Origin of the sequence: Psychrobacter sp. APC 3426 (genome assembly GCF_030408035.1) — a bacterium.
Lineage (GTDB): Bacteria > Pseudomonadota > Gammaproteobacteria > Pseudomonadales > Moraxellaceae > Psychrobacter.
Window position 1 is genome coordinate 22,568 of the sequence record NZ_JASDCF010000018.1, and the last position, 21,293, is coordinate 43,860.

General features: G+C 43.5%; 21 protein-coding genes. 15 read left to right on the forward strand and 6 right to left on the reverse strand.

Annotation, left to right across the window (positions count from 1 at the left end; all coding sequences use genetic code 11):
* Positions 1-143 precede the first annotated feature (143 nt).
* Both ilvA and QL919_RS09595 read left to right on the forward strand, forming a co-directional pair.
* The gene (ilvA, locus tag QL919_RS09590) at positions 144-1,697 is read left to right on the forward strand and encodes a threonine ammonia-lyase, biosynthetic (RefSeq protein ID WP_290189320.1); all 1,554 of its coding nucleotides are present in this window, start codon (positions 144-146) and stop codon (positions 1,695-1,697) included.
* Positions 1,698-1,828: 131 nt separating this feature from the next.
* Positions 1,829-2,149, forward strand: a complete 321-nt coding sequence (locus QL919_RS09595) for an FMN-binding negative transcriptional regulator (RefSeq protein WP_290189321.1) — start codon at positions 1,829-1,831, stop codon at positions 2,147-2,149.
* 148 nt (positions 2,150-2,297) lie between these two features.
* On the opposite strand, the gene tnpB is transcribed toward QL919_RS09595, so the two are convergent.
* Positions 2,298-3,449, reverse strand: coding sequence for an IS200/IS605 family element RNA-guided endonuclease TnpB (tnpB, locus tag QL919_RS09600; protein ID WP_290189322.1), 1,152 nt, complete (start codon positions 3,447-3,449; stop codon positions 2,298-2,300).
* Positions 3,450-3,534: 85 nt separating this feature from the next.
* Between tnpB and QL919_RS14155 the strand changes: the two genes are divergently transcribed.
* The 7 genes from QL919_RS14155 (at position 3,535) to QL919_RS09630 (ending at position 8,803) form a co-directional block, all read left to right on the forward strand.
* The gene (locus QL919_RS14155) at positions 3,535-3,798 is read left to right on the forward strand and encodes an FMN-binding negative transcriptional regulator (RefSeq protein WP_356650273.1); all 264 of its coding nucleotides are present in this window, start codon (positions 3,535-3,537) and stop codon (positions 3,796-3,798) included.
* A gap of 165 nt (positions 3,799-3,963) precedes the next feature.
* The gene (locus tag QL919_RS09605) at positions 3,964-4,386 is read left to right on the forward strand and encodes a S4 domain-containing protein (protein WP_290189323.1); all 423 of its coding nucleotides are present in this window, start codon (positions 3,964-3,966) and stop codon (positions 4,384-4,386) included.
* Positions 4,387-4,689: 303 nt separating this feature from the next.
* A complete protein-coding gene (locus QL919_RS09610; protein ID WP_290189324.1) occupies positions 4,690-5,187 on the forward strand; it encodes a low molecular weight protein-tyrosine-phosphatase in 498 nt (165 codons plus the stop codon).
* Positions 5,188-5,391: 204 nt separating this feature from the next.
* Complete coding sequence (gene murB, locus QL919_RS09615) at positions 5,392-6,432, forward strand: UDP-N-acetylmuramate dehydrogenase (RefSeq protein WP_290189360.1); 1,041 nt, start codon at positions 5,392-5,394, stop codon at positions 6,430-6,432.
* Positions 6,422-7,201: a YdcF family protein gene (locus QL919_RS09620; RefSeq protein ID WP_290189325.1), complete on the forward strand. Its 780-nt coding sequence runs from the start codon at positions 6,422-6,424 to the stop codon at positions 7,199-7,201. The genes murB and QL919_RS09620 overlap by 11 nt, the downstream gene beginning before the upstream one ends.
* A gap of 129 nt (positions 7,202-7,330) precedes the next feature.
* Positions 7,331-7,627, forward strand: coding sequence for a cbb3-type cytochrome oxidase assembly protein CcoS (gene ccoS, locus QL919_RS09625; RefSeq protein WP_290189326.1), 297 nt, complete (start codon positions 7,331-7,333; stop codon positions 7,625-7,627).
* A gap of 228 nt (positions 7,628-7,855) precedes the next feature.
* A complete protein-coding gene (locus QL919_RS09630) occupies positions 7,856-8,803 on the forward strand; it encodes a sulfite exporter TauE/SafE family protein (protein ID WP_290189327.1) in 948 nt (315 codons plus the stop codon).
* Positions 8,804-8,938: 135 nt separating this feature from the next.
* On the opposite strand, the gene QL919_RS09635 is transcribed toward QL919_RS09630, so the two are convergent.
* Positions 8,939-10,093: a DEAD/DEAH box helicase gene (locus QL919_RS09635; protein WP_290189328.1), complete on the reverse strand. Its 1,155-nt coding sequence runs from the start codon at positions 10,091-10,093 to the stop codon at positions 8,939-8,941.
* A gap of 228 nt (positions 10,094-10,321) precedes the next feature.
* Positions 10,322-10,537 (reverse strand): cold-shock protein, encoded by a 216-nt coding sequence (locus tag QL919_RS09640; RefSeq protein ID WP_290189329.1) that lies wholly within the window; start codon positions 10,535-10,537, stop codon positions 10,322-10,324.
* A gap of 500 nt (positions 10,538-11,037) precedes the next feature.
* Here QL919_RS09640 and aroQ point away from each other — a divergent pair, with 500 nt between their 5' ends.
* Entirely contained in the window at positions 11,038-11,577 is a 540-nt protein-coding gene (gene aroQ / locus QL919_RS09645) for a type II 3-dehydroquinate dehydratase (RefSeq protein WP_290189330.1), read from the forward strand.
* Between the two features lie 239 nt (positions 11,578-11,816).
* On the forward strand, positions 11,817-13,118 hold the full coding sequence (locus QL919_RS09650) for an AarF/ABC1/UbiB kinase family protein (RefSeq protein WP_290189331.1): 1,302 nt from the start codon (positions 11,817-11,819) through the stop codon (positions 13,116-13,118).
* 108 nt (positions 13,119-13,226) lie between these two features.
* Here the strand turns inward: QL919_RS09650 and QL919_RS09655 are convergent, their stop codons facing one another.
* Positions 13,227-14,057 carry an ion transporter gene (locus QL919_RS09655; protein ID WP_290189332.1) on the reverse strand — a complete coding sequence of 277 codons (831 nt, stop codon included), beginning with the start codon at positions 14,055-14,057 and terminating at the stop codon, positions 13,227-13,229.
* A 334-nt stretch (positions 14,058-14,391) separates the two neighbouring features.
* Between QL919_RS09655 and QL919_RS09660 the strand changes: the two genes are divergently transcribed.
* Positions 14,392-15,141 (forward strand): YebC/PmpR family DNA-binding transcriptional regulator, encoded by a 750-nt coding sequence (locus QL919_RS09660; RefSeq protein WP_290189333.1) that lies wholly within the window; start codon positions 14,392-14,394, stop codon positions 15,139-15,141.
* A 114-nt stretch (positions 15,142-15,255) separates the two neighbouring features.
* Here QL919_RS09660 and QL919_RS09665 read toward each other — a convergent pair whose 3' ends face one another.
* The gene (locus QL919_RS09665) at positions 15,256-15,828 is read right to left on the reverse strand and encodes a methylated-DNA--[protein]-cysteine S-methyltransferase (RefSeq protein ID WP_290189334.1); all 573 of its coding nucleotides are present in this window, start codon (positions 15,826-15,828) and stop codon (positions 15,256-15,258) included.
* Between the two features lie 59 nt (positions 15,829-15,887).
* Positions 15,888-16,799 (reverse strand): signal recognition particle-docking protein FtsY, encoded by a 912-nt coding sequence (ftsY, locus tag QL919_RS09670; RefSeq protein WP_290189361.1) that lies wholly within the window; start codon positions 16,797-16,799, stop codon positions 15,888-15,890.
* A gap of 1,029 nt (positions 16,800-17,828) precedes the next feature.
* Between ftsY and QL919_RS09675 the strand changes: the two genes are divergently transcribed.
* The 3 genes from QL919_RS09675 to QL919_RS09685 all read left to right on the forward strand — a co-directional run bounded on the left by QL919_RS09675 (position 17,829) and on the right by QL919_RS09685 (position 21,241).
* The gene (locus tag QL919_RS09675; protein ID WP_290189335.1) at positions 17,829-17,993 is read left to right on the forward strand and encodes a hypothetical protein; all 165 of its coding nucleotides are present in this window, start codon (positions 17,829-17,831) and stop codon (positions 17,991-17,993) included.
* 92 nt (positions 17,994-18,085) lie between these two features.
* Positions 18,086-19,594: a pitrilysin family protein gene (locus QL919_RS09680; protein WP_290189336.1), complete on the forward strand. Its 1,509-nt coding sequence runs from the start codon at positions 18,086-18,088 to the stop codon at positions 19,592-19,594.
* A gap of 78 nt (positions 19,595-19,672) precedes the next feature.
* Positions 19,673-21,241 (forward strand): pitrilysin family protein, encoded by a 1,569-nt coding sequence (locus tag QL919_RS09685; protein WP_290189337.1) that lies wholly within the window; start codon positions 19,673-19,675, stop codon positions 21,239-21,241.
* The last annotated feature ends 52 nt before the right edge of the window (positions 21,242-21,293 follow it).

A 21,293-nucleotide genomic window follows, 5' to 3' on the forward strand; every position in this document is an offset into this window, starting at 1 on the left:
AGAAGGCTATTTTTTTACTTAAAAACCATCAGTGCAGTAAAACTGCTATAAAAATTGCAATTGTGTCTTGCAAGACAGTCAAAATCAGCATAGGCTAATCTATTTCGTTTTTATAGTCATTTATACTTCGTTTAGGAATCATTATGCTATCACATTGGGTACGAGCCATCTTGCAAGCCACTGTCTATGACGTTGCTATTCAAACACCACTTGAAGCGGCACCCAAGCTGACCCAACGTTTTGCTAATGATATTCGATTTAAACGCGAAGACCTGCAACCGGTTAAATCCTTTAAGTTACGCGGCGCTTATAACCGTATTAGCCAGTTGAGTGACGAACAAAAAGCGCGCGGCGTGATTTGTGCATCAGCCGGCAACCATGCGCAAGGGGTTGCTTACTCTGCAAGAACACTTAATCTTAACAATATTATCGTTATGCCAACGACCACACCTGACATTAAAGTCGATGCGGTGAGAGCACTTGGAGGCAATGTTGACTTACATGGTGACAGCTTTGATGAAGCCAATCGCTATGCCATCAATCGTGCTGAGACTGAGGGCTTAACCTTTATCCCACCTTACGATGACGAATTGGTCATTGCTGGACAAGGCACCATCGGACTTGAGCTAACCCAGCAATGGCGCAATATGGATTATGTCTTCGTTGCGGTTGGCGGTGGCGGTTTGATTTCAGGCGTCGCGGCATTCTTGGGTGAAGTGGCTCCGCATGTCAAAGTCATCGCTGTAGAAGCCGAACAATCAGCCTGCCTAAAAGCGGCGCTTGAGACCGGTGAGCGAGTCAAACTTGAGCAAGTAGGATTATTTGTAGATGGGGTGGCAGTCGCACAAATTGGCGAGCTACCCTTTGATGTTGTACGTACACAAAAGAGCGATAACTCTGGACCTGTGGTCGAGCCTGAAGTCGTCACTTGTACCAATGATGAAGTCTGCGCAGCGGTTAAAGATATTTTTGAAGAAAATCGCAGTATCGTTGAGCCTGCTGGTGCACTATCCGTCGCTGGCATGAAAAAATATATCGAGGCCAACAATTTACAAGATAAAAACTGCGTCGGTATCATTTGCGGTGCCAACATGAACTTTGACCGCCTACGCTATATCGCTGAGCGTACTGAGATTGGGGAGAAAAAAGAAGCCATCTTTGGCGTGACTATCCCTGAGCAAACGGGCGCCTTCTTAAACTTCTGCCGTAGCCTTCATGGCCGTAATATTACTGAGTTTAACTATCGTGCTGATAGCAAAAAATCACCAGACTCGATGGAGCCTGCTGCAATCTTCGTCGGTATTGCTTTAAAAGAAGGTGATAAAGAACGTCTAACGATTAGTAACCAATTAGCTTCTGATGGCTATACAGCACATGACTTAACTGATGATGACATCGCTAAATCACATATTCGTCATTTGATAGGTGGTCATGCGCATGTCGAAAACGAGCAATTATTAAAAGTGGTATTCCCCGAGCGTCCAGGCGCATTGCTGACTTTCTTAGAAAAACTTGGCGACGACTTTAATATCACTTTGTTCCATTATCGCAATCATGGTGCTGCTGAAGGTCGGGTGTTAGTTGGTCTGCAAGCCTCTGAGAGTAATTCACGTCAATTACAAGACGCCCTACTTGATATCGGCTATGACTGCACAATGATTAATGACAATATTGGCTATCAGTTGTTTTTAAAATAATTTTTTGATGTGGATTTTGTGCAACAATGATGAACTAAGTATTCAAATCAGCCTTTTATAGACAATAATGATGACCTACTTTAAGCGGCTTATCCTACTAGGATTGGCCGCTTCTTACTATTGAGAACACTATGCACACACCTGCCGTTTTTACTGAAGACGATTTTGACAGTATTATCGATTTTATTGCGGTTAATCCGCTGGCAACCTTGGTCGCTCAAACCAATAATGGTATTGAAGCTTGTCACATACCGTTGTTTTGGGATAACGATAGCTCTGAGTCTGACGCTCAGCACGGCTGTCTTTACGGTCACTTTGCTCGTAAAAACCCTATTTATCAGAACGCATTACCAGATACTTCATGGTTAATTATCTTTCAAGATTTTGGACATTACATTACCCCCAATTGGTATCCAACCAAAGTGAAAACCCACAAAGAAGTACCTACTTAGAACTATCAGAGCGTGCATATACAATCTAACATTGAATTGATCGAGGACTCTGACAAGCATGAACCACCCACCACCTAAAGAGGTGGCGGTTTCTTAGGTAGTACCCATACTTGATACGATATTTTGTATCAGCGGTTAGGCAAATGGACTAAGCTAACCCCGTCGCACCGACGGTTTTGAGTGTTGCCAGCCTTAGTCCTTCGTTTAGGATGTTGATACTAGCGTTGATGTCTCTATCGTTGGATTGCAAGCAACTGGGACAATTCCATGATCTCACCTGTAATGGTAGCTCAGCCTTTGTGAGTAAGTGCCCACAGCCTGAGCAGGTCTTAGAAGATGGATACCATCGGTCTATTTTAACAAGCGTTTTGCCGTACCATTCAGCCTTGTAGTTCAGCATGGTGGTGAAGGTTGACCATGAGCTGTCTGATATGGCTTTAGATAACTTTCTATTCTTAACCATGCCTTTGACGTTTAAGTCCTCAATCGCAATCACATCGTGGTTTTTGATGAGATTGAATGAGAGTTTGTGTAGAAAGTCTTTTCGGCAATTCGTGATACGCTCGTAGACTTTGGCGACTTTAACTTTTTGCTTTTGATAGTTGCGGCTCTCTGACAATTTGCGCTGATTCGCTTTAGCAACGGCTCTACGTTTGGCCAGTATTTTTTGCTCTCGCGCAAGCTTATGTTGTAGCCTCGATAGAAACTTAGGATTGGCAACTTTGCTGCCATCTGATAGGACGATAAAGTCAGTCAGTCCTAAGTCAATGCCTATTCTTGAGTGAGTTTTTAGCAACGGCTCTACGATAGTTTCAACCAATAGGCTGACAAAATATTTTCCTGTAGGACCTTTACTGACCGTGGCGCTCTTAATCAAACCTTTTATCTTGGCTGGAAACTTGGCTTTGATATGACCAATCTTAGGCAGTTTGACAGTATCATCAGTTATCGCCACTGTGCCCTTTTGGTTGTTGGTGGTGTAGCTGTCACGATGGCCTTTTTTCTTGAATTTTGGGAAGCCTGTGCCGTTCTTAAAGAAGGCGCTATAAGCGGCTCTTAGGTTCTGCTGCACATTCGCCAGTGCTAGGCTATCGACTTCTTTGAGCCACTCAAACTCTTTCTTATATTGAGCAGGAGTATTTTTAAGCTCGGTCTTATGCTCGTTGTAATGATCAATCTTGTCACTAAGCATCCTATTCCAGATAAAGCATGTACAGCCGAATGATTTGGCAAAAAATACTTGCTGTTCTTCATTGGGGTATAATCTTACTTTATGGGCTTTTAGGATTTGTTTTGGCATGAAGCTATTGTACCATATCAAATGTCTGACGCATTCATCCCTCTACTTTAGAAGTAGGGGAATTCTGCGCTGAAATGTTAAATGGATATTAGAAACCATAACTTCACAACAAGAAATCATCTCAGACAATCCTTGGTCATTGGACGATGCGCCAGCCAATTACATCGACGCTATGTGCCGGGCTATCGTAGGTTTTAAATTGCCTATAGGCACGGTACAAGCGCAATTCAAACTAAGCCAAAACAAAACTGAAGAAAATATAACTGGTGTGATCAACGGCTTAAATGATCTCAATACGCATCAAGCATCTACCATGGTTCAAAAAATGGCTAAGCATAATAGTCGCTAACTGAGCATAAAACGTTCACTACTATTAATGCGTGTCCTCACTCTGAACGATAAATTTTTAAATGGGCTAAAAATGAGGACACTCTCTAGTCCTAAAAACCTATTTGCAAATATTAAAGTTGCCCTAATCTATACCTAATAGAGAAACTGATACAGAGTAGCTGTTATGAAGAGTAGTACTGACCAAAAAAACCAAGCATTGGCTAAAGTCCGTCTTGATAAATGGCTATGGGCCGCGCGTTTTTATCGGACGCGTACCCTTGCTAAGCAAGCCATCGAAAGCGGACGAGTACACTATGCTGGCAGCCGCGTAAAAACCAGCAAAGAGATTTCGGTTGGCGATGAGCTAACCATTCGTCAAGGTTCAGCGACTGCCATGACTGAAAAAACAGTCGTCGTCGAAGCATTAACGATACAACGTGGTAATGCGACTGCGGCTCAAGCACTCTATTCAGAGACTGAAGAAAGTGAAAAGCGCCGCGCTTATTATGCCGAGCAGCGCAAGCTTGCTAACCTCGCTCGTCCTGACAACAAGCCAAATAAAAAAGAACGCCGAGACTTACAACGCTTTAAAAACAAACAAGAGTAAAATCGCGAAGGCGGTAAAGTAGATGAACTACCCACCGCTTTAGACGCGGGGGAGTTCTGCGGAACTTTTGTTAAACGAAACGCGCTAGCTATTTACAGTAGGTCCACTTTATCGTATTCAGGCGTCTGTATTATTGACCCTACACGGTTAATTGTAAGCTATTATTTGGCTGCTCTGCTTGCCATTTAAAGTATTAACCGTTACGCTGATAGCTGATTCATTTAATCGATTGCATGCTTATAAAAGCCGCATTAACAATGCTGGTCTCTTATGGCATGTTTTTTTGTTATAGAAGGTCATTTTATGCTGATGAAAACTTGTACGCCGTCGTCTGTATTATTGGTTTGCTTAGGAAATATTTGTCGTTCGCCAACCGCTGAAGAGGTTTTTCGTCAGCAAGCAGCCATCGCTGGGTTGTCAATAAAAATAGACTCAGCAGGTACGAGTGACTGGCATATTGGCCGTGCTCCTGATGAGCGATCACAGCGCCATGCAAAATCACATGGTTATAAAATCAATAAACTGGTTGCTCGCCAAGTCAGTGCTGAAGACTTCCGTAATTTTGACTTAATATTGGCTATGGATACCCAGAACTTAGCAGACTTGCAGGCCATCAAGGATAGTTTGATAGATACCGATGATACTTTAGCCAAGTTGGCTTTATTCAGCGAAGAAGACCCTACGTATGGTGGTGACGATGTCCCCGACCCTTATAAAGGCGATAGCGACGATTTCGAAGAGGTCATCGAGCGTATTGAATCCAGTGCAAAAGCTTGGATTGAGAGCTGGAAAGCCTGCTAGCGATAAAGTCTATATTTCTGCTACTTTTATGGCTTGCATCCTTTATAATAAACCCCGCACAATTCGTTATCTATCTGCCATATAGGCTATGTTATGACTTCAGCTTCACGCCTTAATCTAAGCCCTCATCACCATGCTACTGCCATTGACTCGTCAGCAAGCGCATCACAGCGTTATTCCGTCGATTTATCGCATAGCAATACCATGGCACTAGCCTGTATTGCTGACTCCGTTGTGACGGTCACAGATGAGGCGCAGCTTGACGCATTTATGGCAAATTATGACGTTAAAGCTGAACATAACAAACCAATATTCGTTCTGTCTGGCGGTAGTAATGTATTACTGCCAGCGCACCTGAAAGCCACCGTATTATGTCCGATAATGCGTGGCATTCATTTAACCGCTCAAACAGACGGTTACGTTGATATTGAAGTGATGGCAGGTGAAAACTGGCATGATTTGGTGACATATACTGTCGCTCAAGGCTGGTACGGTCTAGAAAACCTTGCGTTGATACCAGGTTTGACTGGGGCGGCTCCTGTCCAGAATATCGGTGCATACGGGGTGCAACTAGAAGACTATTTACAGTTTGTAAGAGCCTATCACCTGCCTACTAAAACGTGGCACCATCTGAGTGTTGCAGACTGTGAGTTTGGTTATCGTGACAGCCTATTTAAGCGCGCACCAAACACTTGGTTGATTAGCTGCGTAAGGTTTAGGCTGCACACCGATGTAAGTAAAGTGTTGGCGAGTTACGGTGATGTGCAGGCAGTAGCACAGCGCTATGCAGAGCAACAACAGCGTCAGCAAGCCAATCCTGCCGACGTAATGCAAGCCATCATTGATATCCGTCAGCAAAAACTTCCTGACCCTAAGCAGCTACCTAATTGCGGCAGTTTTTTCCAAAACCCGATTATCCCTCAATCGCAATTTGCTGCGTTGCAAAAAAGCTACCCAGCAATCGTTGGTTATCCAATGCCCGACGCTATGATTAAGGTCGCTGCAGGTTGGCTGATTGAACAAGCAGGACTAAAAGGCGACGGCATTGCTCCTATTGTGACCCATCAGCAGCAAGCGCTGGTACTGACCAACCATACCCCACATCAAGCGACTCAAGACGATGTAGCAGCGGCACAGCAATATATCGCAGACGTTGTTTATGAGAAGTTTGCCATTCAATTGTCACGCGAGCCTGTTTGGGTAAACCCCGATGGTTCTATTGGATATGATGAGCATGTGGTCTAAACAGTCATGGTCTAAGCGACTATGGCGACATTACTTGCGTTCAGCCGAGCGCATGGTGAAGCTGTTTCGCATTATTAATATTACTTTTTTACTTGGCTCAACGGCCGTTATTTTAGTGCTTATCAGTTTATTTACACCGCTGTTTTCTCAAGCCATCATTTACGTATTTACGCTTCTTCCTCTGCCGAACATGTCTGGAGCTGCCATGAGCTCACCCCCTACTGCATATGTGGTGTTAGGTGGCGGACTCACCAATGATCATAACAATCAAATTATACTCAATAGCTACAGTCTCAATCGTGCTCGAACTGCTGCTGGTGCCTATCACGATCTCCCACTCCCTATTGTACTAAGCGGTGCCGAAGCACCTTGGCTCGGTCAATGGCTCATTGAACACGGTATCGACGGTTTAATAAGTGAAAATGCCAGCATGAATACTTGTGAAAATGCACGGTTTACCGCAAAGCGTATTCCGCTACATCATGTTTACCTGATCACTGACAGCTATCATATGGCGCGGGCACGCAGGCAATTTGCCTTAAATGGTATCAATAGTACACCGCTCAGTGCCCCTCTACCCGTTAAGCGCGACTGGATGAAGCCTGCACAGAACCTCACTCACTCACGCCGCGCTGTTTATGAAGTCGCGGCCTATTTGCGTGATGTGATACGCCCACAAGTAAACTGTCGTCATGCCAAAGACGTGACTTCTCAGCAGCTGCTGACACCAAGGGGTAATGCCACAAAGAATACTGAAAAACAGGACTAACCGCTAACTACAATCAAATATCACAGTTTTATAGTTAGCCGCCCTCTCGTATTTATTGCTATAGCCACTTAATCACACTTGCAATAAGTGTATAATATAATAGAAGAACTGCTATCTAAGAGACTTGCCATGCTCAGTATATTTTTATTGATTCCCTTAAGCCTCATGCTGTTTGTGGTTGCCATTTGGGCGGTACGTTATGCCGTCAGATCCAACCAGTTTGAAGATTTAGACAATGCGTCACAGCGCATTATCTTAGATGATCGCCAAGAACGCAGACAAACCATGCAAGCTCATGAACGTGCAGCGAATGCGCCTCTACCACATGAAGGTATGAGCGTCAGCAACCCCTCTACTCATGAAGCGAAAACTGCTGAAGCAGAATTAGTTGAGCCTTTTGATATTGACGAAAACTTAAAAACATAGTTTTTAACCGATGCTATTTATTGAGAACCGACTGTTAACAACTGTTATCACTAACTGTTTCATATCAACGCCTTTCCAACCTCACATTTCGTTAAGAGCATCTTTCCTTAAGAGCCCTTTTTGATAAATAAAATAACACTAGGTCGTGTCCTTATTTTGAAAATTACAGTAAAAATGAGTGAATTTCCTAGTAGGCTAAATTTTCACTATTTTTAGGAGAAGCACCCCATGACCACAGCTTTACTCGTTGCGGCATTACTAATGGGATTTTTTGGTTCACCACATTGTTTGGGTATGTGTGGCGGTCTTGTGACTGCATTTGGGCTATCAATGAAAGATGTCAGCCCTGCCAAGCGGCGTGCACTGGTTGCCACCTATCATCTAGGTCGTTTAACCAGTTACGCATTTTTAGGCTTAATAGCAGGTCTGATTGGCACCACAGTACTTGAGCCATTGATGAGAGGTAACAGTACGCCGCGCATACTATTAGGCTTAGTATTGGTGTTTGTCGGCGTCACCATGCTTGGTGCACCATACTTAAATAAACTTGAGCGTTTTGGCATGCGCTTTTGGCAGTATCTTAGCCCAGTACGTCAAAAAGTATTCCCACTAAACACGTTTCCACGTGCACTAACTGCCGGTCTACTTTGGGGATTTTTGCCTTGTGGCTTGGTTTACGGGGCTCTGCTGATTGCAGTGGTCGCTCATAACCCTATAGGTGGGGCGGCGTTGATGTTTGTCTTTGGTCTTGGAACAGTGCCAATGCTGGTTGCCACCCATGAGACTGTCGGTTGGCTACGTGACAAAATTGGACGTTTTCGCCTACGCCAGCTCAATGGCGCTATTATGGTAATATCGGGCTTGGCAGTTGTATTTGTGCCCATGATAATGTCTAGCATGCATGGTGGACATGGTGGCGGTGATGGGCACGCACATGCACAAATGAGTCATGGCAACCACCCCGCTATGACGTCTAATAGCAACGATACAGCTACCCATCATGATATGAGCAACATGCATCACGAGATGGCACCGGTTATGGATAGCACGGCCAATCACAGCATGCATGATATGGAACACAGTTCTGGTCACAATGTTAATCACGACATACAAAACATGGCAGATGAGCAGGAGATGAATGACCATCATCATGCTATGGCAGAGCCTTCTCAGTAATCCTACAAAAGTTATAAGAAAAGCCCTTAACTTTGACGTTAAGGGCTTTTCTTATAAAGCATGGCTCATAATCACTGTGTGTTAAGTGATTTATCAAACCAAGATTTAGCTTAAGGTCCGCTCAGACCTCAAATATTATTCTTGCCACTGCTCAAGGCTAAACTTAGTATCTAGATGCTTCTCTAATGCCGGGATATTAAAGGCATCATCTTCGCTAACGAAGCTAATGCTAATGCCAGTTTGACCTGCACGACCTGTACGGCCAATACGGTGTACATAATCATCCGGCTGATCAGGCAAGGTATAATTGACCACATGACTGATATCATCTACATGAATACCGCGGCCTGCGACATCCGTTGCCACCAAGATAGAAGCATGACCATCCTTAAAACGTTGTAAATATTTTTCACGTTTTTGTTGGATGACGTCTCCTGACAACATCACGATTTTATGCGCTTGACGAAGTTTATGATAGAGGCGTTTGACTTGGTCTTTACGATTGGCAAATACGATGACTTTTTCAACATCAGTATCGCTGATAATACGCTGCAAAGCTGCTAGCTTTTGGTCTTCTGTTAATAAGTAAAAGTGCTGATCCACCAATTCACTGGTCTTATGCTCAGGCTCAATTTCCACAAACTGTGGTTCATGTAACCAGCGATAAGCCAAGTTCATAACATCTTGGTTAAAGGTAGCAGAAAATAACAAACTCTGACGATCTGTATTGGCTGGCATACGGCCGACCAAGCGCTTAATATCAGGGATAAAACCCATATCTAACATGCGATCTGCTTCATCTAGCACCAATACTTCTACGCGGTCTAAAAAGACCATACCTTTATTAGCAAGATCAATCAATCGACCAGGTGTCGCCACCAAAATATCAACATATTGGCGCTCAAGTTCATGCTGCTGGGTTTCATAATTGGTACCACCCATGATACAGACACTGTGTAGCGACGTATATTTGGTCAGGGCAATACAGTCATCAAATATCTGCTGAGCAAGCTCACGAGTGGGTGCCATGACCACAGCGCGTGGCTCGCCTAAATAGCGCTCTTCATCATTGGCAAATGGACGTTTGAGCAATGCTTCCATGATGGTCAATAAAAACGTCGCCGTCTTGCCTGTACCTGTTTGTGCTTGTCCAATCGCGTCTTGGTTTGCCAATGTATGCGGTAGTATTTGAGCTTGAATAGGTGTTAATTCAGTAAACCCCAAATCGCGAACGGCACGTAGGGTTGGTTCTGAAAGGGGCAAATCAGTAAATGTTGTAAAATTACTCAAAAAAATATCCTTTTAAATGAATCGCTTTTTCATCATTAATTATGAATAGGCTGATAATAACCTTTTATATACAGTCGTTTAGGCATAAAAAAAGCCAAGCCTAACGTCTAATCCTACCAAATACGCTGATTTTGATTCAACATAGGTAAGAGAAGACGGGCTTGACTCAGTAGTATATCAGTAGTTTGTACAGACATTATAGCTAAACCGCTCTAATGACTGGATAGATTACTCTTCTACTTTTCTGACTTCTTCAGCTTGAAGGCCTTTTTCACCTTCTACCACACTGAACTCAACCTTTTCGCCATCTGTTAAAGAACGATAGCCATCACCCTGAATCGCGCGGAAATGGACAAAAATATCTTCTCCGCTGTCACGTTGAATGAAACCAAAGCCTTTTGAGTCATTAAACCACTTAACGATACCTTGCTCACGAGCTGACATAATATTACTTCCTAAAAAAGTCCGCTTAGCCCCAAATTCCTTTGCAACATTGCATATAAACGGGGTCTAAGATTATGAAATCAAAAACTTAAGAGTACGACACTAACCACTATTACCTAGACGTTGCTTTTATAGGAGAGTGCTGTCTTCATAACACCTAAACGGCACCTGTTATATCGGCATATCTTGTTTTAAAACGGTAATAGCAACAAACTTGCAATAATTATTGCGTAAAAAATATCATAGCACGGGTTTTTAGCAACATAAAGACTTTTAACATGCTTTTTAACACTTAGGTGAGTTTTTACTGTAATTTTTTTATAACTTTACCATCAAGCTGTTATCATAAAGCCATTAGGTAATTTTTGTCGCTTGTTAATTTTCTAAATTGACTGCCCTTAGCTTTAGTGACTTAATATGGTAAAGCACAAGTAATAAAGCAGAAATGTATTAAAAAAAATGACAGTCCACCCCTATCGTTTATAGATATAGAGACCATTATGACGACCGCTTCTCAGCCCAAATCAGCCAGCCCTATCACTCAGCATACCCCCAAGCCACTTACCCATAAATTGCTACTGGTAAATGGGGTTAATCTCAACTTGTTAGGCAAACGTGAGCCGGAAATATACGGACATACAACACTGGTAGATATTGAGAAGAGTTTGGTCGCATGCGCTAGTAAATATGGCATTGAATTGATATGCGTACAGTCCAATCATGAAGGAAAACTGGTCGATGACATACAGCATTATGGATTATTGGCTGATACAGCAGCGCAGGTAGATGCAATTATTATTAATCCTGCTGCGTTTACTCATACCTCAGTTGCCCTACGCGATGCACTGTTAGCCACACAAAAACCTTTTATAGAAGTGCATTTATCCAATGTCCATGCACGTGAGACTTTTCGTCATCATTCTTACTTAAGTGATATTGCCGTTGGAGTAATATGCGGCTTAGGAGTAAAGGGCTATCATATGGCACTAGAGTACTGGTTAGAACATATGTATTCAACGAATATGAATGAGCAGCTTTGAAACGTCAAACCCAGCAAATAACATAGGATTGGCACTGGGACAGTTGTTGCCCTTGGGTTATGATTTGCACATGCAATAACAATCGAGCAATTAGTGCCTTGGGCCAGTAACCAATCGAATATACATAATGAATAATGTCGTAAAATACGCTTACCTTCAGCACACTAGTCAAACAGCAATCCTTTGGTTAGCACTATAGAATAACCGCTGAGTAAACAATCCACTACAGGGTGATATGAATGGCAAAAACGTCCGGAAAGCGCTTTATGAAACTTGCTGGCATGACAGCAAGTATTGCCGGCAAAGCCGCTAAAAACTCATTTAAACATCTATCGAGCGACGAAGAAAAACGGCTGCAAGCTCGTTCAGAGCTAATGCAAGACGTGGGTGTACAGATAGCTGAGACACTTGGTGAGATGAAAGGCGCTGTGATGAAGGTGGGGCAAATTGCCTCCCAATATAAAGACGTATTCCCACCTGAGGTGGCAACTGCCTTAGAAAAGCTACAAAAAGATGCGCCACCAATGCCGTACGCACAGATACGTGCGCAGATCGAGCGTGAGCTAAAAGCACCAGTAGCAGAATTATTTAGTGAATTCGAAGATACGCCGTTTGCTGCCGCTTCCATCGGGCAAGTCCATAAAGCAACTTTGAAATCAGGTCAAAGAGTCGTCGTCAAGGTTCAATACCCTGATGTTGATGAAAACTGTGATAGTGACCTCAAGCAAGTACGCATGGCGCTTAAAATAGCAGGCGTACTCAATATGAGCAAACAGTTACAGGAGCAGTTGTTTCATGAGATACGCCAAAGCTTGCATGATGAGCTAGACTATATTAAAGAAGCGCACAACTTACGTGTGTTCGGTGCTTTTCATGCAGAAGATGAAGGTCTTATCATCCCCAAGGTTATTAGTAGCCACTCTTCCAAGCGCATTCTTACTTTGACTGAGGAGATGGGAGAGACTTTGACAGTCGCTGCGACATGGGATAATGACATCAAGAAAAAAATAGCCGAGCGCCTGTTCCACTTTACCGCAGGACAGCTATTTGGTTTGTACCGTATGCACTGTGACCCACATCCAGGCAACTTCGCCTTTCGCCATGACGGCAGTGTCGTGGCCTATGACTTCGGTGGTATCCGTAGCTATAGTGACAGCGAGGTTCAGCTATTTAAGCGCTTTGCCCTTCATGCTATTAAAGGTGACGTTACTGCGCTCGAGCAGGATTTGATTGCTTTGGACATTCGCCGTGATGATGACAAACATATCCCTGGTGAGTTTTATGAGAAGTGGCTTTCTATCGGTCTCAAACCTTTGTCCATCAAACCTTATCATGAAGGTGCTTTTGACTTTGGTGAAAGCCAAGTACATCATGAAGCTATCACCCAAATGCGCTCATCTCTAAAATACTTTGGACAGTTCCAACCTTCTGCAACGACCATGATGCTAGATCGCACAGTCTCAGGACAGTACTGGAATCTGGTCAACTTAGGCGTTGAGATAGACTTATCACCGCTGGTGGATACCTATATAGAAGTATAGAATCCATCACTAAAACTCTTCTTAGTTGGCTAGATATATGGCAGCATATAGGCAGAAAAGGTAATAGCAAAGCAGTCGAATGGCTGCCTTTTTAGCTAGATAGATGAACTAGACGTGCAGCGCGTGACCACAACGATCACAAAATTCAGCCGATACGGCATGTCCGAACTTACCACAGTTAGGACATGAAATTGGGTTCAATTGTGGACGCATATTACGTGCCAGCTCAGCGGTAAAAATACCTGTCGGTACAGCAATAATGGCATAACCGGCAATCATGACCATCGTTGCAATCGCTTGACCGATTGGCGTTTTCGGTGACATATCGCCATAGCCAGTTGTGGTTACTGTGACAACTGCCCAATAGATAGATAATGGAATACTGGTAAAACCATTCTCAGGCCCTTCTACCACATAGATAATCGCACCGAAAATAGTGACCAATAGCACCAATGATAAGAAAAACACAATAATTTTTTGCTGACTGGTTCTCAGTGCTGAGGCCAAAAACCCTGCTTGTTGCATATAAGCTTTGAGCTTAAGCACTCGAAACACACGTAAAATACGTAAGATACGTATCACCAGTAGATACTGGACACCGACAAACATCAAGCTTAAATAACTTGGCAGTACGGATAATAAATCCACAATCCCAAAAAAACTGAACGCGTAACGAAAGCGGTTGGGGGCTGAGAATAACCTTAATGCATATTCAATGGTAAAGAGAATGGTAAAAAACCACTCTGCATAAAAAAATATGGTGCCGTATTGCAAGCGCATATAGAGCACACTATCAAGCATTACCACGGCCACACTGGCCAAGATTGCAATCAATAATACAATATCGAAAAGCTTACCCAAACGGGTATCGGTGCCTTCAATAATAATATGGATGCGGTTACGCAAATGTGTCATGGCTTCAGCGGTCGGTTGCTTCATAGAGTCAGTAACTTCATAGAGTCATTAGCGTCAGAAAATCAATGGTTTGAGAACATCCAATGACTTAAAATATGGTGAATAAGAGCGAGTTAGTCAAAATACATAAAACTGGTTTATAATATTGCTCACTCATAGCAATTTGTACAATCTATAATTTGCCACAGTGTAGCAAAAAACCTCTATCAACAACATACAAATCGTTAACGTACGAGTAGCGCTACTACCTGAAATAGACAGGTTAATCATATAATAAAAATGGGTAGCAAAGTAATAAAGGTTGATATTACCCCCTTTTTTAGTTCAATAAATAACACGTAAAACTTAAGGATGTCATATGGCAGGCCATTCAAAATGGGCAAACATCAAACACCGTAAAGCCCGTCAGGATGCAGTAAGAGGTAAAGTATTTACTAAAGTTATTCGTGAAATCGTGTCAGCTGCCAAACAAGGTGACCCTGATCCGGATAAAAACCCACGCTTGCGTGCTGCTATAGAAAAGGGTCTTTCGGTCAACATGACCAGAGATACCATCAACCGAGCCGTCGATCGTGGTACGGGCGGCGGTGATAACGAAAATATGGAAGAAGTCAGCTATGAAGGCTATGGCGTTGGCGGTGTGGCCGTATTGGTCGAAACCATGACTGACAATCTAAATCGTACCGTCAGCGAAGTACGTCATGCCTTTACCAAATACGATGGTAATCTTGGCACCTCAGGTTCGGTCGCTTACCTATTTACTAAGCGCGGCGAAATCACCTTTGATGATACCAGTTTAGAAGATGACGTTATGATGGCTGCCCTAGATGCCGGTGCGCTTGATATCGAAAATGATGGCGAAAGCTTGCTCGTCATTACTGAATGGGAAACTTTCGGTCAAGTCAAAGATGCGCTCAATGCTGCAGGTTTGGTCTCTGATAATGCGGAAGTCACAATGTCTCCATCAACGACTGCTGAGATAGATAATATAGACGACGCTGAAAAAGTCATGAAGATGATTGATATGTTAGAAGACATAGATGATGTACAAGAAGTCTATAGTAATGTGAACTTCTCAGCTGAGGTAATGGCTCAACTTGAGCAATAGCTTCTGAGCAGAAAAAACATATGAGCAGCCTATCGCTTAATGATAAGAAGGCCAAACGTGTTAGCGTTTGGCCTTCTTAATGTTTAATCGCAGGTAGTGAATAATTACGCCACTCTAAGTTTTGTAGGTTACACCCTCAAGTGCTAGCAAGTGCTCTTTTTTGTCCAGTCCACCTGTATAACCACCAAGCTTGCCATCGCTAGCAATGACACGGTGACAAGGAACGATAATACTAAAAGGGTTTTTGCCATTAGCATTAGCAACCGCACGGTAGCCGTTAGGATTACCCACTCGTTTTGCCAGTGTGGCATAGCTGATTGTTTCACCATGCTTGATCTCTTGTAGTGCCCGCCATACCTGTTGCTGAAACGCCGTTCCCAAGCTAATGTCTATTGGCAAATCAAACGTTTGACGCTCACCTTCAAAATACGCGGTCAGTTGCGCTATGGCTTCTATGAGCAACGCTTGAGCAGGTTCTTTTCTGCTTAGGCTATTTTCAGCGATGAAGGTGAAGTCCTGATCGACCAGTTGATAATGCTTCTTAAGTTTGGAAATGGATTTTGAGCGGTGCCAAGAGTCACCCACCTGCAGCCAGTTGACCTCAACCAGCTTAGGACTGCTATGATTATCCACACTAGCAATCAATGCTAATTGGTGCGATCCAAGAGCTGCTGTAGTGACTATCATGACCCTTCCTTCTAAACACACATTTGTGACATTTATTTAGTGAAACAATCTATTGAGCGCTATTCTTTATCGTCAGTCTCAAACAAAGCTGCAACGAACTGTTTTGGACTAAAAGAACGCAAATCATCAATTGACTCACCAACTCCGATATAGCGGATAGGAACATCTGTGGTTTCAGCGATATTAAAGACCACACCGCCTTTAGCCGTTCCATCTAGTTTGGTAATAGTAATACCAGTCAAAGGGACAACTTTATTAAATAATTCGACCTGATTAATGGCGTTTTGGCCCGTGCCAGCATCAAGTACAATCATGCCTTCGTGCGGTGCGCTTGGGTCTGCTTTACGCATCACGCGTACGACTTTTTCTAATTCATTCATCAGATAAGTCTTATTCTGCAAACGCCCTGCAGTATCCGCAATTAACACGTCAATATTTTTGGCTTTGGCAGATTGCATGGCATCAAAGATGACAGAGGCACTATCAGAGCCATGACCCTGCGCTACCACTGGAATGTTATTACGCTCACCCCAAACCTGTAATTGCTCAGTAGCCGCTGCACGGAACGTATCTCCCGCCGCCAACATCACTGACTTACCTTCACCTTGCAAACGCTTAGCGAGCTTGCCAATGGTCGTCGTCTTGCCGACCCCATTGACACCCACAACCAGGATGACAAACGGCTTTTTGCTGGTATCAATCACCAATGGTGCCACCTTAGGGGTCAAGATATCAACCAACTCACTTTGCAACGCTTTGTACAATGAGTGTGCATAAATCAAATCACCACGGTCTGTTTGCTCAGTAAGGCTTTTGATAATACGGTTAGTCGCATTGACACCGATATCGGCAACCAGTAGCTGATCTTCGACTTCTTCTAACAGTTCATCATCGATTTCTTTACCACCGATAAGAATACTGACCATACCTTCCGCTAAGTTTTTACGTGACTTACTCAGTCCCGTTTTCATGCGGTTAAACCAGCTACCCTTTTTCTTATTCTCTTGCGTCTCTATTGACTCTGGTGTTGGCTGAGTAGCAGCTTGCGTATTACTACTTACAGCACTAACGCTTGGAGTATCCCCTAGTTGTTCTTGCAACGGCATGGTTGGAACCGCCGAAGCAGCTTTAGTATTAACATCGGTGTTTTGGTGATTAGCAGCCTTATCACTGGCGTCTTTATCAATATCATTATCACTAACCGTTGAGCGACTACTTGAAGAACCTTCTGATGTGCTTTGGGAGATGCTTTTTTCGTCTGTCATGACAATCGGTGCGCCCAGAGCAATATTGTCCGCTGCGTCAGCACTTGACACGCCCTTGTTCACGGCACTGCTCGTTTGCTCACCTGCATTCCCAACTTTTCTATCAGCTTCGTCAATAATGGGCACGGTTTGCGCCGGTAGACTGGGTAAGGTAATATCATCGTCATCTAAGTCATCAAGATCGCCATCTAGATTGATGACCACACGATTGCTGTTATTTGGGTTATTCATAAGCTTGCCCTAAAAGTTATCACTATCAATTATTTTAAATGGGTTGTTATGTATTCCGTTTTTTACCATTGGTCTGGTGGAATATTTGAGCCTAGTTTAGCATAATTCCGAGTGCCCTCAGCCCTTACCATAGTAGACTGTCGTCAAACTCTTTCGAGTGATAAGGTAACGCCATACCCTAAGAAAGCTTGGCTTAAGGTTTGGACACAAAAATCTGACCCTCTATTTGCCATACTTGACCTACTCTACTACTTACTGGCCTCTACCAATTAATTGCTAGGCTCTAAAAAGTTACATTACAAACGAAAAAGTCGCATTATTAAGTATCACACTCTAAAGTCCATCGCTTATTGGATAGCCAGTTTTGAATGACATTTTTTATGTAATACTGATTAAAAGCATTTCTTATAAAGGCATCATGTATAACAGTCACATCAAAACCATTACTTATAGACCATCACTTAGAAGCATTACACTGATAAATGCTAATTTTAGGAGTTATCCATGTCATTACTATCTAGCCACTACAAAACACTATGTAAAAAAACAGCGAGTATTGGCGCAGCCATCCTATTGACCACTCTTGCGGTCTCAGCGACAGGCTGTAGTACCACTCAAGAATTTAAGCCGACTGCTAGCGTCATGGTTGGGGCACATAAGTCTATATAGATACTCAGCCGACAATCATTAAAATAGCGACCTGCTCACCCCTTGCTTCTTATTCATTTACCAGCTGCCATTTTATATAAGTAGAATCTACCATGCCACTGCCTTTACCACTGTCCAAATCATTGCCCGCTTCCATACCCAATCTCTCTCTACGTATTGCCTGTGCACTTGCACTGGCAACCACCCTTAGCGCTTGCCAAACCAGTGCCATTAATGCCAATCCATCAGCACCTGCCCAATCTACCTTAACAAAAGAGAAATTAGGGCAAATTGAGGCAAATAAAAATGCTCAGAACGCATCAGCACTAACCATGGATATGTCTGGTCGTCATGAATACCAATTAGAGAATGGTTTGAAAATAGTGATAAAAGAAGACCATCGCGCACCGGTGGTAATGACTCAGGTTTGGTATCGAGTTGGGTCAGCAGATGAGCCACTTGATAAAGGCGGCATCTCACATTTGCTTGAGCATATGATGTTTAAGGGCACCAGTCATGTTTCTAGTGAAGACTATGAGCGTTTGATTGCCAAATTTGGTGGGGTAAACAATGCCTTTACGAGCTACGACTATACTGGCTATTACGAGCTGTTCCCTGCCAACCGCTTTCATCTAGCACTAGAGCTCGAAGCGGATCGTATGAAAAACCTTGTATTCAATGAAAATGAGTTCGTCAAAGAGCACCAAGTGGTGATGGAGGAGCGCCGTCAGCGTACTGATGACAATCCGCTTGCCAAAGCTTATGAATCATTTCGTTTGTTGGCACTTCCTGACAGTCCAAAAGGTGAATCTGTCATCGGCCCCATGGACGAGCTAGAATCTATCACGCTCCCTGATTTAAAGGACTGGTATAAAACATGGTATGCACCAAATAATGCAACGGTAGTCATTGTTGGTGATGTTAAACCGCAAGAAGTACTGGCTCAAGTCAAACGTTACTTTGGAGACTTAAAACCGAGTGATTTGCCCACGCGCCCAGCCGTTAAACAAAAAGGCTTTCGCGGCTATCAGCAAGTCGACTCTGAGCAAGCCGTACAAGTACCTGTATTGTTAATGGGTTACAACGTTCCAAGTCTTGTGACCGCTGGCAAAGATGATGAAAAACAGGCTTATGCGCTCTCACTGGCTCAAGACGTATTAGATGGCGGACTATCTGCACGTCTTGAGAGTCGATTGATACGCGAGCAAGGACTACTCACCACGGTAGGCACCTCTTATGATTTGCTTGATCGAGGCGATGGACTGTTTTTGATACAAGCCACCCCGCGTGAAGGCGTTAGCTTAGCGCAAGCACAGCAAGCCATCATTACTGAAATAGAAAAGCTTAAAACCGATCCGATAGCCGCAGATGAAATTGACCGGGCCAAAACCAACACCGTAACCGGACTTGTCTATGCGCAAGACAGCATGGAAGGTCAGGCAAGGATGATTGGTTCATTACAGTCTATAGGTCTTGACGATAGGCTGCTTGCCGAGCTACCAACCAAGCTGGATAACGTGACGGTCAAAGACATTCAGGCTGCCAGTAAAAAACATTTGGTGAAAGACAACTTGACATCAATGCATATCGTACCGCCCAAAGAACAAGCAGATACAGAATAGTCAGACAATAAGAATGGCGAGCCAACATTAGCCATAAAAACTTAATAACACAATTCTGAACATACTAAGAAGAAAACCATGACGCATCATAGTGATTTATTGCTAGCCATAAAAAAAACATTAAATAATAGACGGCATTCAGACTCTTTAGGTAACCCAATATCTAACAAGCTATCGCGTCTCAGCGTTGGCATAGTGCTAGGTCTAACGACATTGACAATGACCGCGCAGGCAGACTCAGAGACTGCTGAAGAGTATCGTAGCACAGCCACCGTCGATACCAGCGCACCGATAGCAGCTTTATCAAAGCTGACCAGCCTGAATGATGCCTCGCCGTTAAAGGTCACCGTCCCTACCATTCAGCATTTTAAGACCAAAGCCGGTGTACCTGTACGCTTTGTACAAACGACTGCCCTACCCATTGTCGATATCGATTTGCGCTTCAACGCTGGCAGCGCCCGTGATGGCAGCATACGTAAGAATGGGTTTGGTATTGCTAATATGACGGCAACTATGCTCACACAAGGCTCTAAAAAATTAGATGAAAGCGAGTTTACTCGAGCCGTTGAGACATTAGGCATCACTCTAAATAGCAGTGCTTATAAAGACATGTTTATTGTCTCGTTACGTAGCTTGTCTGATGATAAACACTTGCTACCTGCCGTCGACTTAATGACCCAAATGCTCAATGAGCCTGCATTCAATGACGACGTATTGGCACGTAATAAAGCGCGGCTACTGGTGGGCTTACAACAACAAAAACAAGACCCTAATAGCCTTGCCAGCATTGCCTTCAGTCAGGCATTGTATGATGGACATCCTTATGCTCATCCATCTGCTGGTACACTTGAAAGCGTACCCAACATAGATAAACAGCAACTGTTAGATTTTAAAGACCGCTATTTAGTGGCAGCGAATGCCTCAATTGCAATGACAGGTAACCTAACCTTGGCACAAGCAAAAAAACTTGCCGAAGATATCACTACTGAAATGCCTACTGGTCAGTCTGCGCCAGAACTACCTGAACCAAAGCCTCGGACTCAGGCAAAGCATATTCATATACCCTTCCCTAGTACTCAGACCACGGTACTTATGGGTCAACTCGGCAGTAAACGTGCTACCAACCCAAAAGATCAGCAGCAGCAAACCAACTTTGCTGTCGGTAACGACGCGATGGCAGGCGGTGACTTCAATGCGCGGCTGATGACTGAAATTAGACAAAACCTGGGCTATACTTATGGTATATCAGGCTCTATGAATCCAATGCTGGCACGAGGGCCTTACCAGATTGGCTTTTCGACACGTAATGACAAAGCACGTGCCGCCATTGATGCGAGCTTAGATGTGATTAACGATACTTTGGATAAAGGTATCACAAGCGATGAGATACGCCTAACCACAGAAAACCTCAAAAATAGCTTTCCGATGGGATTTGCCAGTAATGCGGGGATTAATGGCTTGCTTGGCATGATGAATTTCTATCAGCTACCAAATAGCTATTTGAGTGATTATGTCAACCGTATTGACCAAGTAAATCTGGCTGGCGTCAATCAAACCATGCGCGAAACGCTGCAGCCTGACGATTTTTTAATCGTTACCGTTGGACAAGTTGATCCTTGGCAGGAGGGAGAAACAAAAAATAAATGAGGCTATAAATTCTTGCAAGACATATAAATGCTATGCACATAAAAGAAAAGAA

Bases quoted from the DNA above. Each gene is read 5' to 3' on its own strand.
- QL919_RS09660 (WP_290189333.1), top strand. From the start codon at position 14,392: ATGGCAGGCCATTCAAAATGGGCAAACATCAAACACCGTAAAGCCCGT.
- QL919_RS09650 (WP_290189331.1), top strand. From the start codon at position 11,817: ATGGCAAAAACGTCCGGAAAGCGCTTTATGAAACTTGCTGGCATGACA.
- ccoS (WP_290189326.1), top strand. From the start codon at position 7,331: ATGCTCAGTATATTTTTATTGATTCCCTTAAGCCTCATGCTGTTTGTG.
- QL919_RS09665 (WP_290189334.1), bottom strand. From the start codon at position 15,828: ATGATAGTCACTACAGCAGCTCTTGGATCGCACCAATTAGCATTGATT.
- QL919_RS09675 (WP_290189335.1), top strand. From the start codon at position 17,829: ATGTCATTACTATCTAGCCACTACAAAACACTATGTAAAAAAACAGCG.
- aroQ (WP_290189330.1), top strand. From the start codon at position 11,038: ATGACGACCGCTTCTCAGCCCAAATCAGCCAGCCCTATCACTCAGCAT.
- QL919_RS09620 (WP_290189325.1), top strand. From the start codon at position 6,422: ATGTGGTCTAAACAGTCATGGTCTAAGCGACTATGGCGACATTACTTG.
- ilvA (WP_290189320.1), top strand. From the start codon at position 144: ATGCTATCACATTGGGTACGAGCCATCTTGCAAGCCACTGTCTATGAC.
- QL919_RS09640 (WP_290189329.1), bottom strand. From the start codon at position 10,537: ATGTCAGCTCGTGAGCAAGGTATCGTTAAGTGGTTTAATGACTCAAAA.
- QL919_RS09630 (WP_290189327.1), top strand. From the start codon at position 7,856: ATGACCACAGCTTTACTCGTTGCGGCATTACTAATGGGATTTTTTGGT.
- QL919_RS09595 (WP_290189321.1), top strand. From the start codon at position 1,829: ATGCACACACCTGCCGTTTTTACTGAAGACGATTTTGACAGTATTATC.
- QL919_RS09610 (WP_290189324.1), top strand. From the start codon at position 4,690: ATGCTGATGAAAACTTGTACGCCGTCGTCTGTATTATTGGTTTGCTTA.
- QL919_RS09685 (WP_290189337.1), top strand. From the start codon at position 19,673: ATGACGCATCATAGTGATTTATTGCTAGCCATAAAAAAAACATTAAAT.
- QL919_RS09680 (WP_290189336.1), top strand. From the start codon at position 18,086: ATGCCACTGCCTTTACCACTGTCCAAATCATTGCCCGCTTCCATACCC.
- QL919_RS09655 (WP_290189332.1), bottom strand. From the start codon at position 14,057: ATGAAGCAACCGACCGCTGAAGCCATGACACATTTGCGTAACCGCATC.
- QL919_RS09605 (WP_290189323.1), top strand. From the start codon at position 3,964: ATGAAGAGTAGTACTGACCAAAAAAACCAAGCATTGGCTAAAGTCCGT.
- ftsY (WP_290189361.1), bottom strand. From the start codon at position 16,799: ATGAAAACGGGACTGAGTAAGTCACGTAAAAACTTAGCGGAAGGTATG.
- murB (WP_290189360.1), top strand. From the start codon at position 5,392: ATGGCACTAGCCTGTATTGCTGACTCCGTTGTGACGGTCACAGATGAG.
- tnpB (WP_290189322.1), bottom strand. From the start codon at position 3,449: ATGCCAAAACAAATCCTAAAAGCCCATAAAGTAAGATTATACCCCAAT.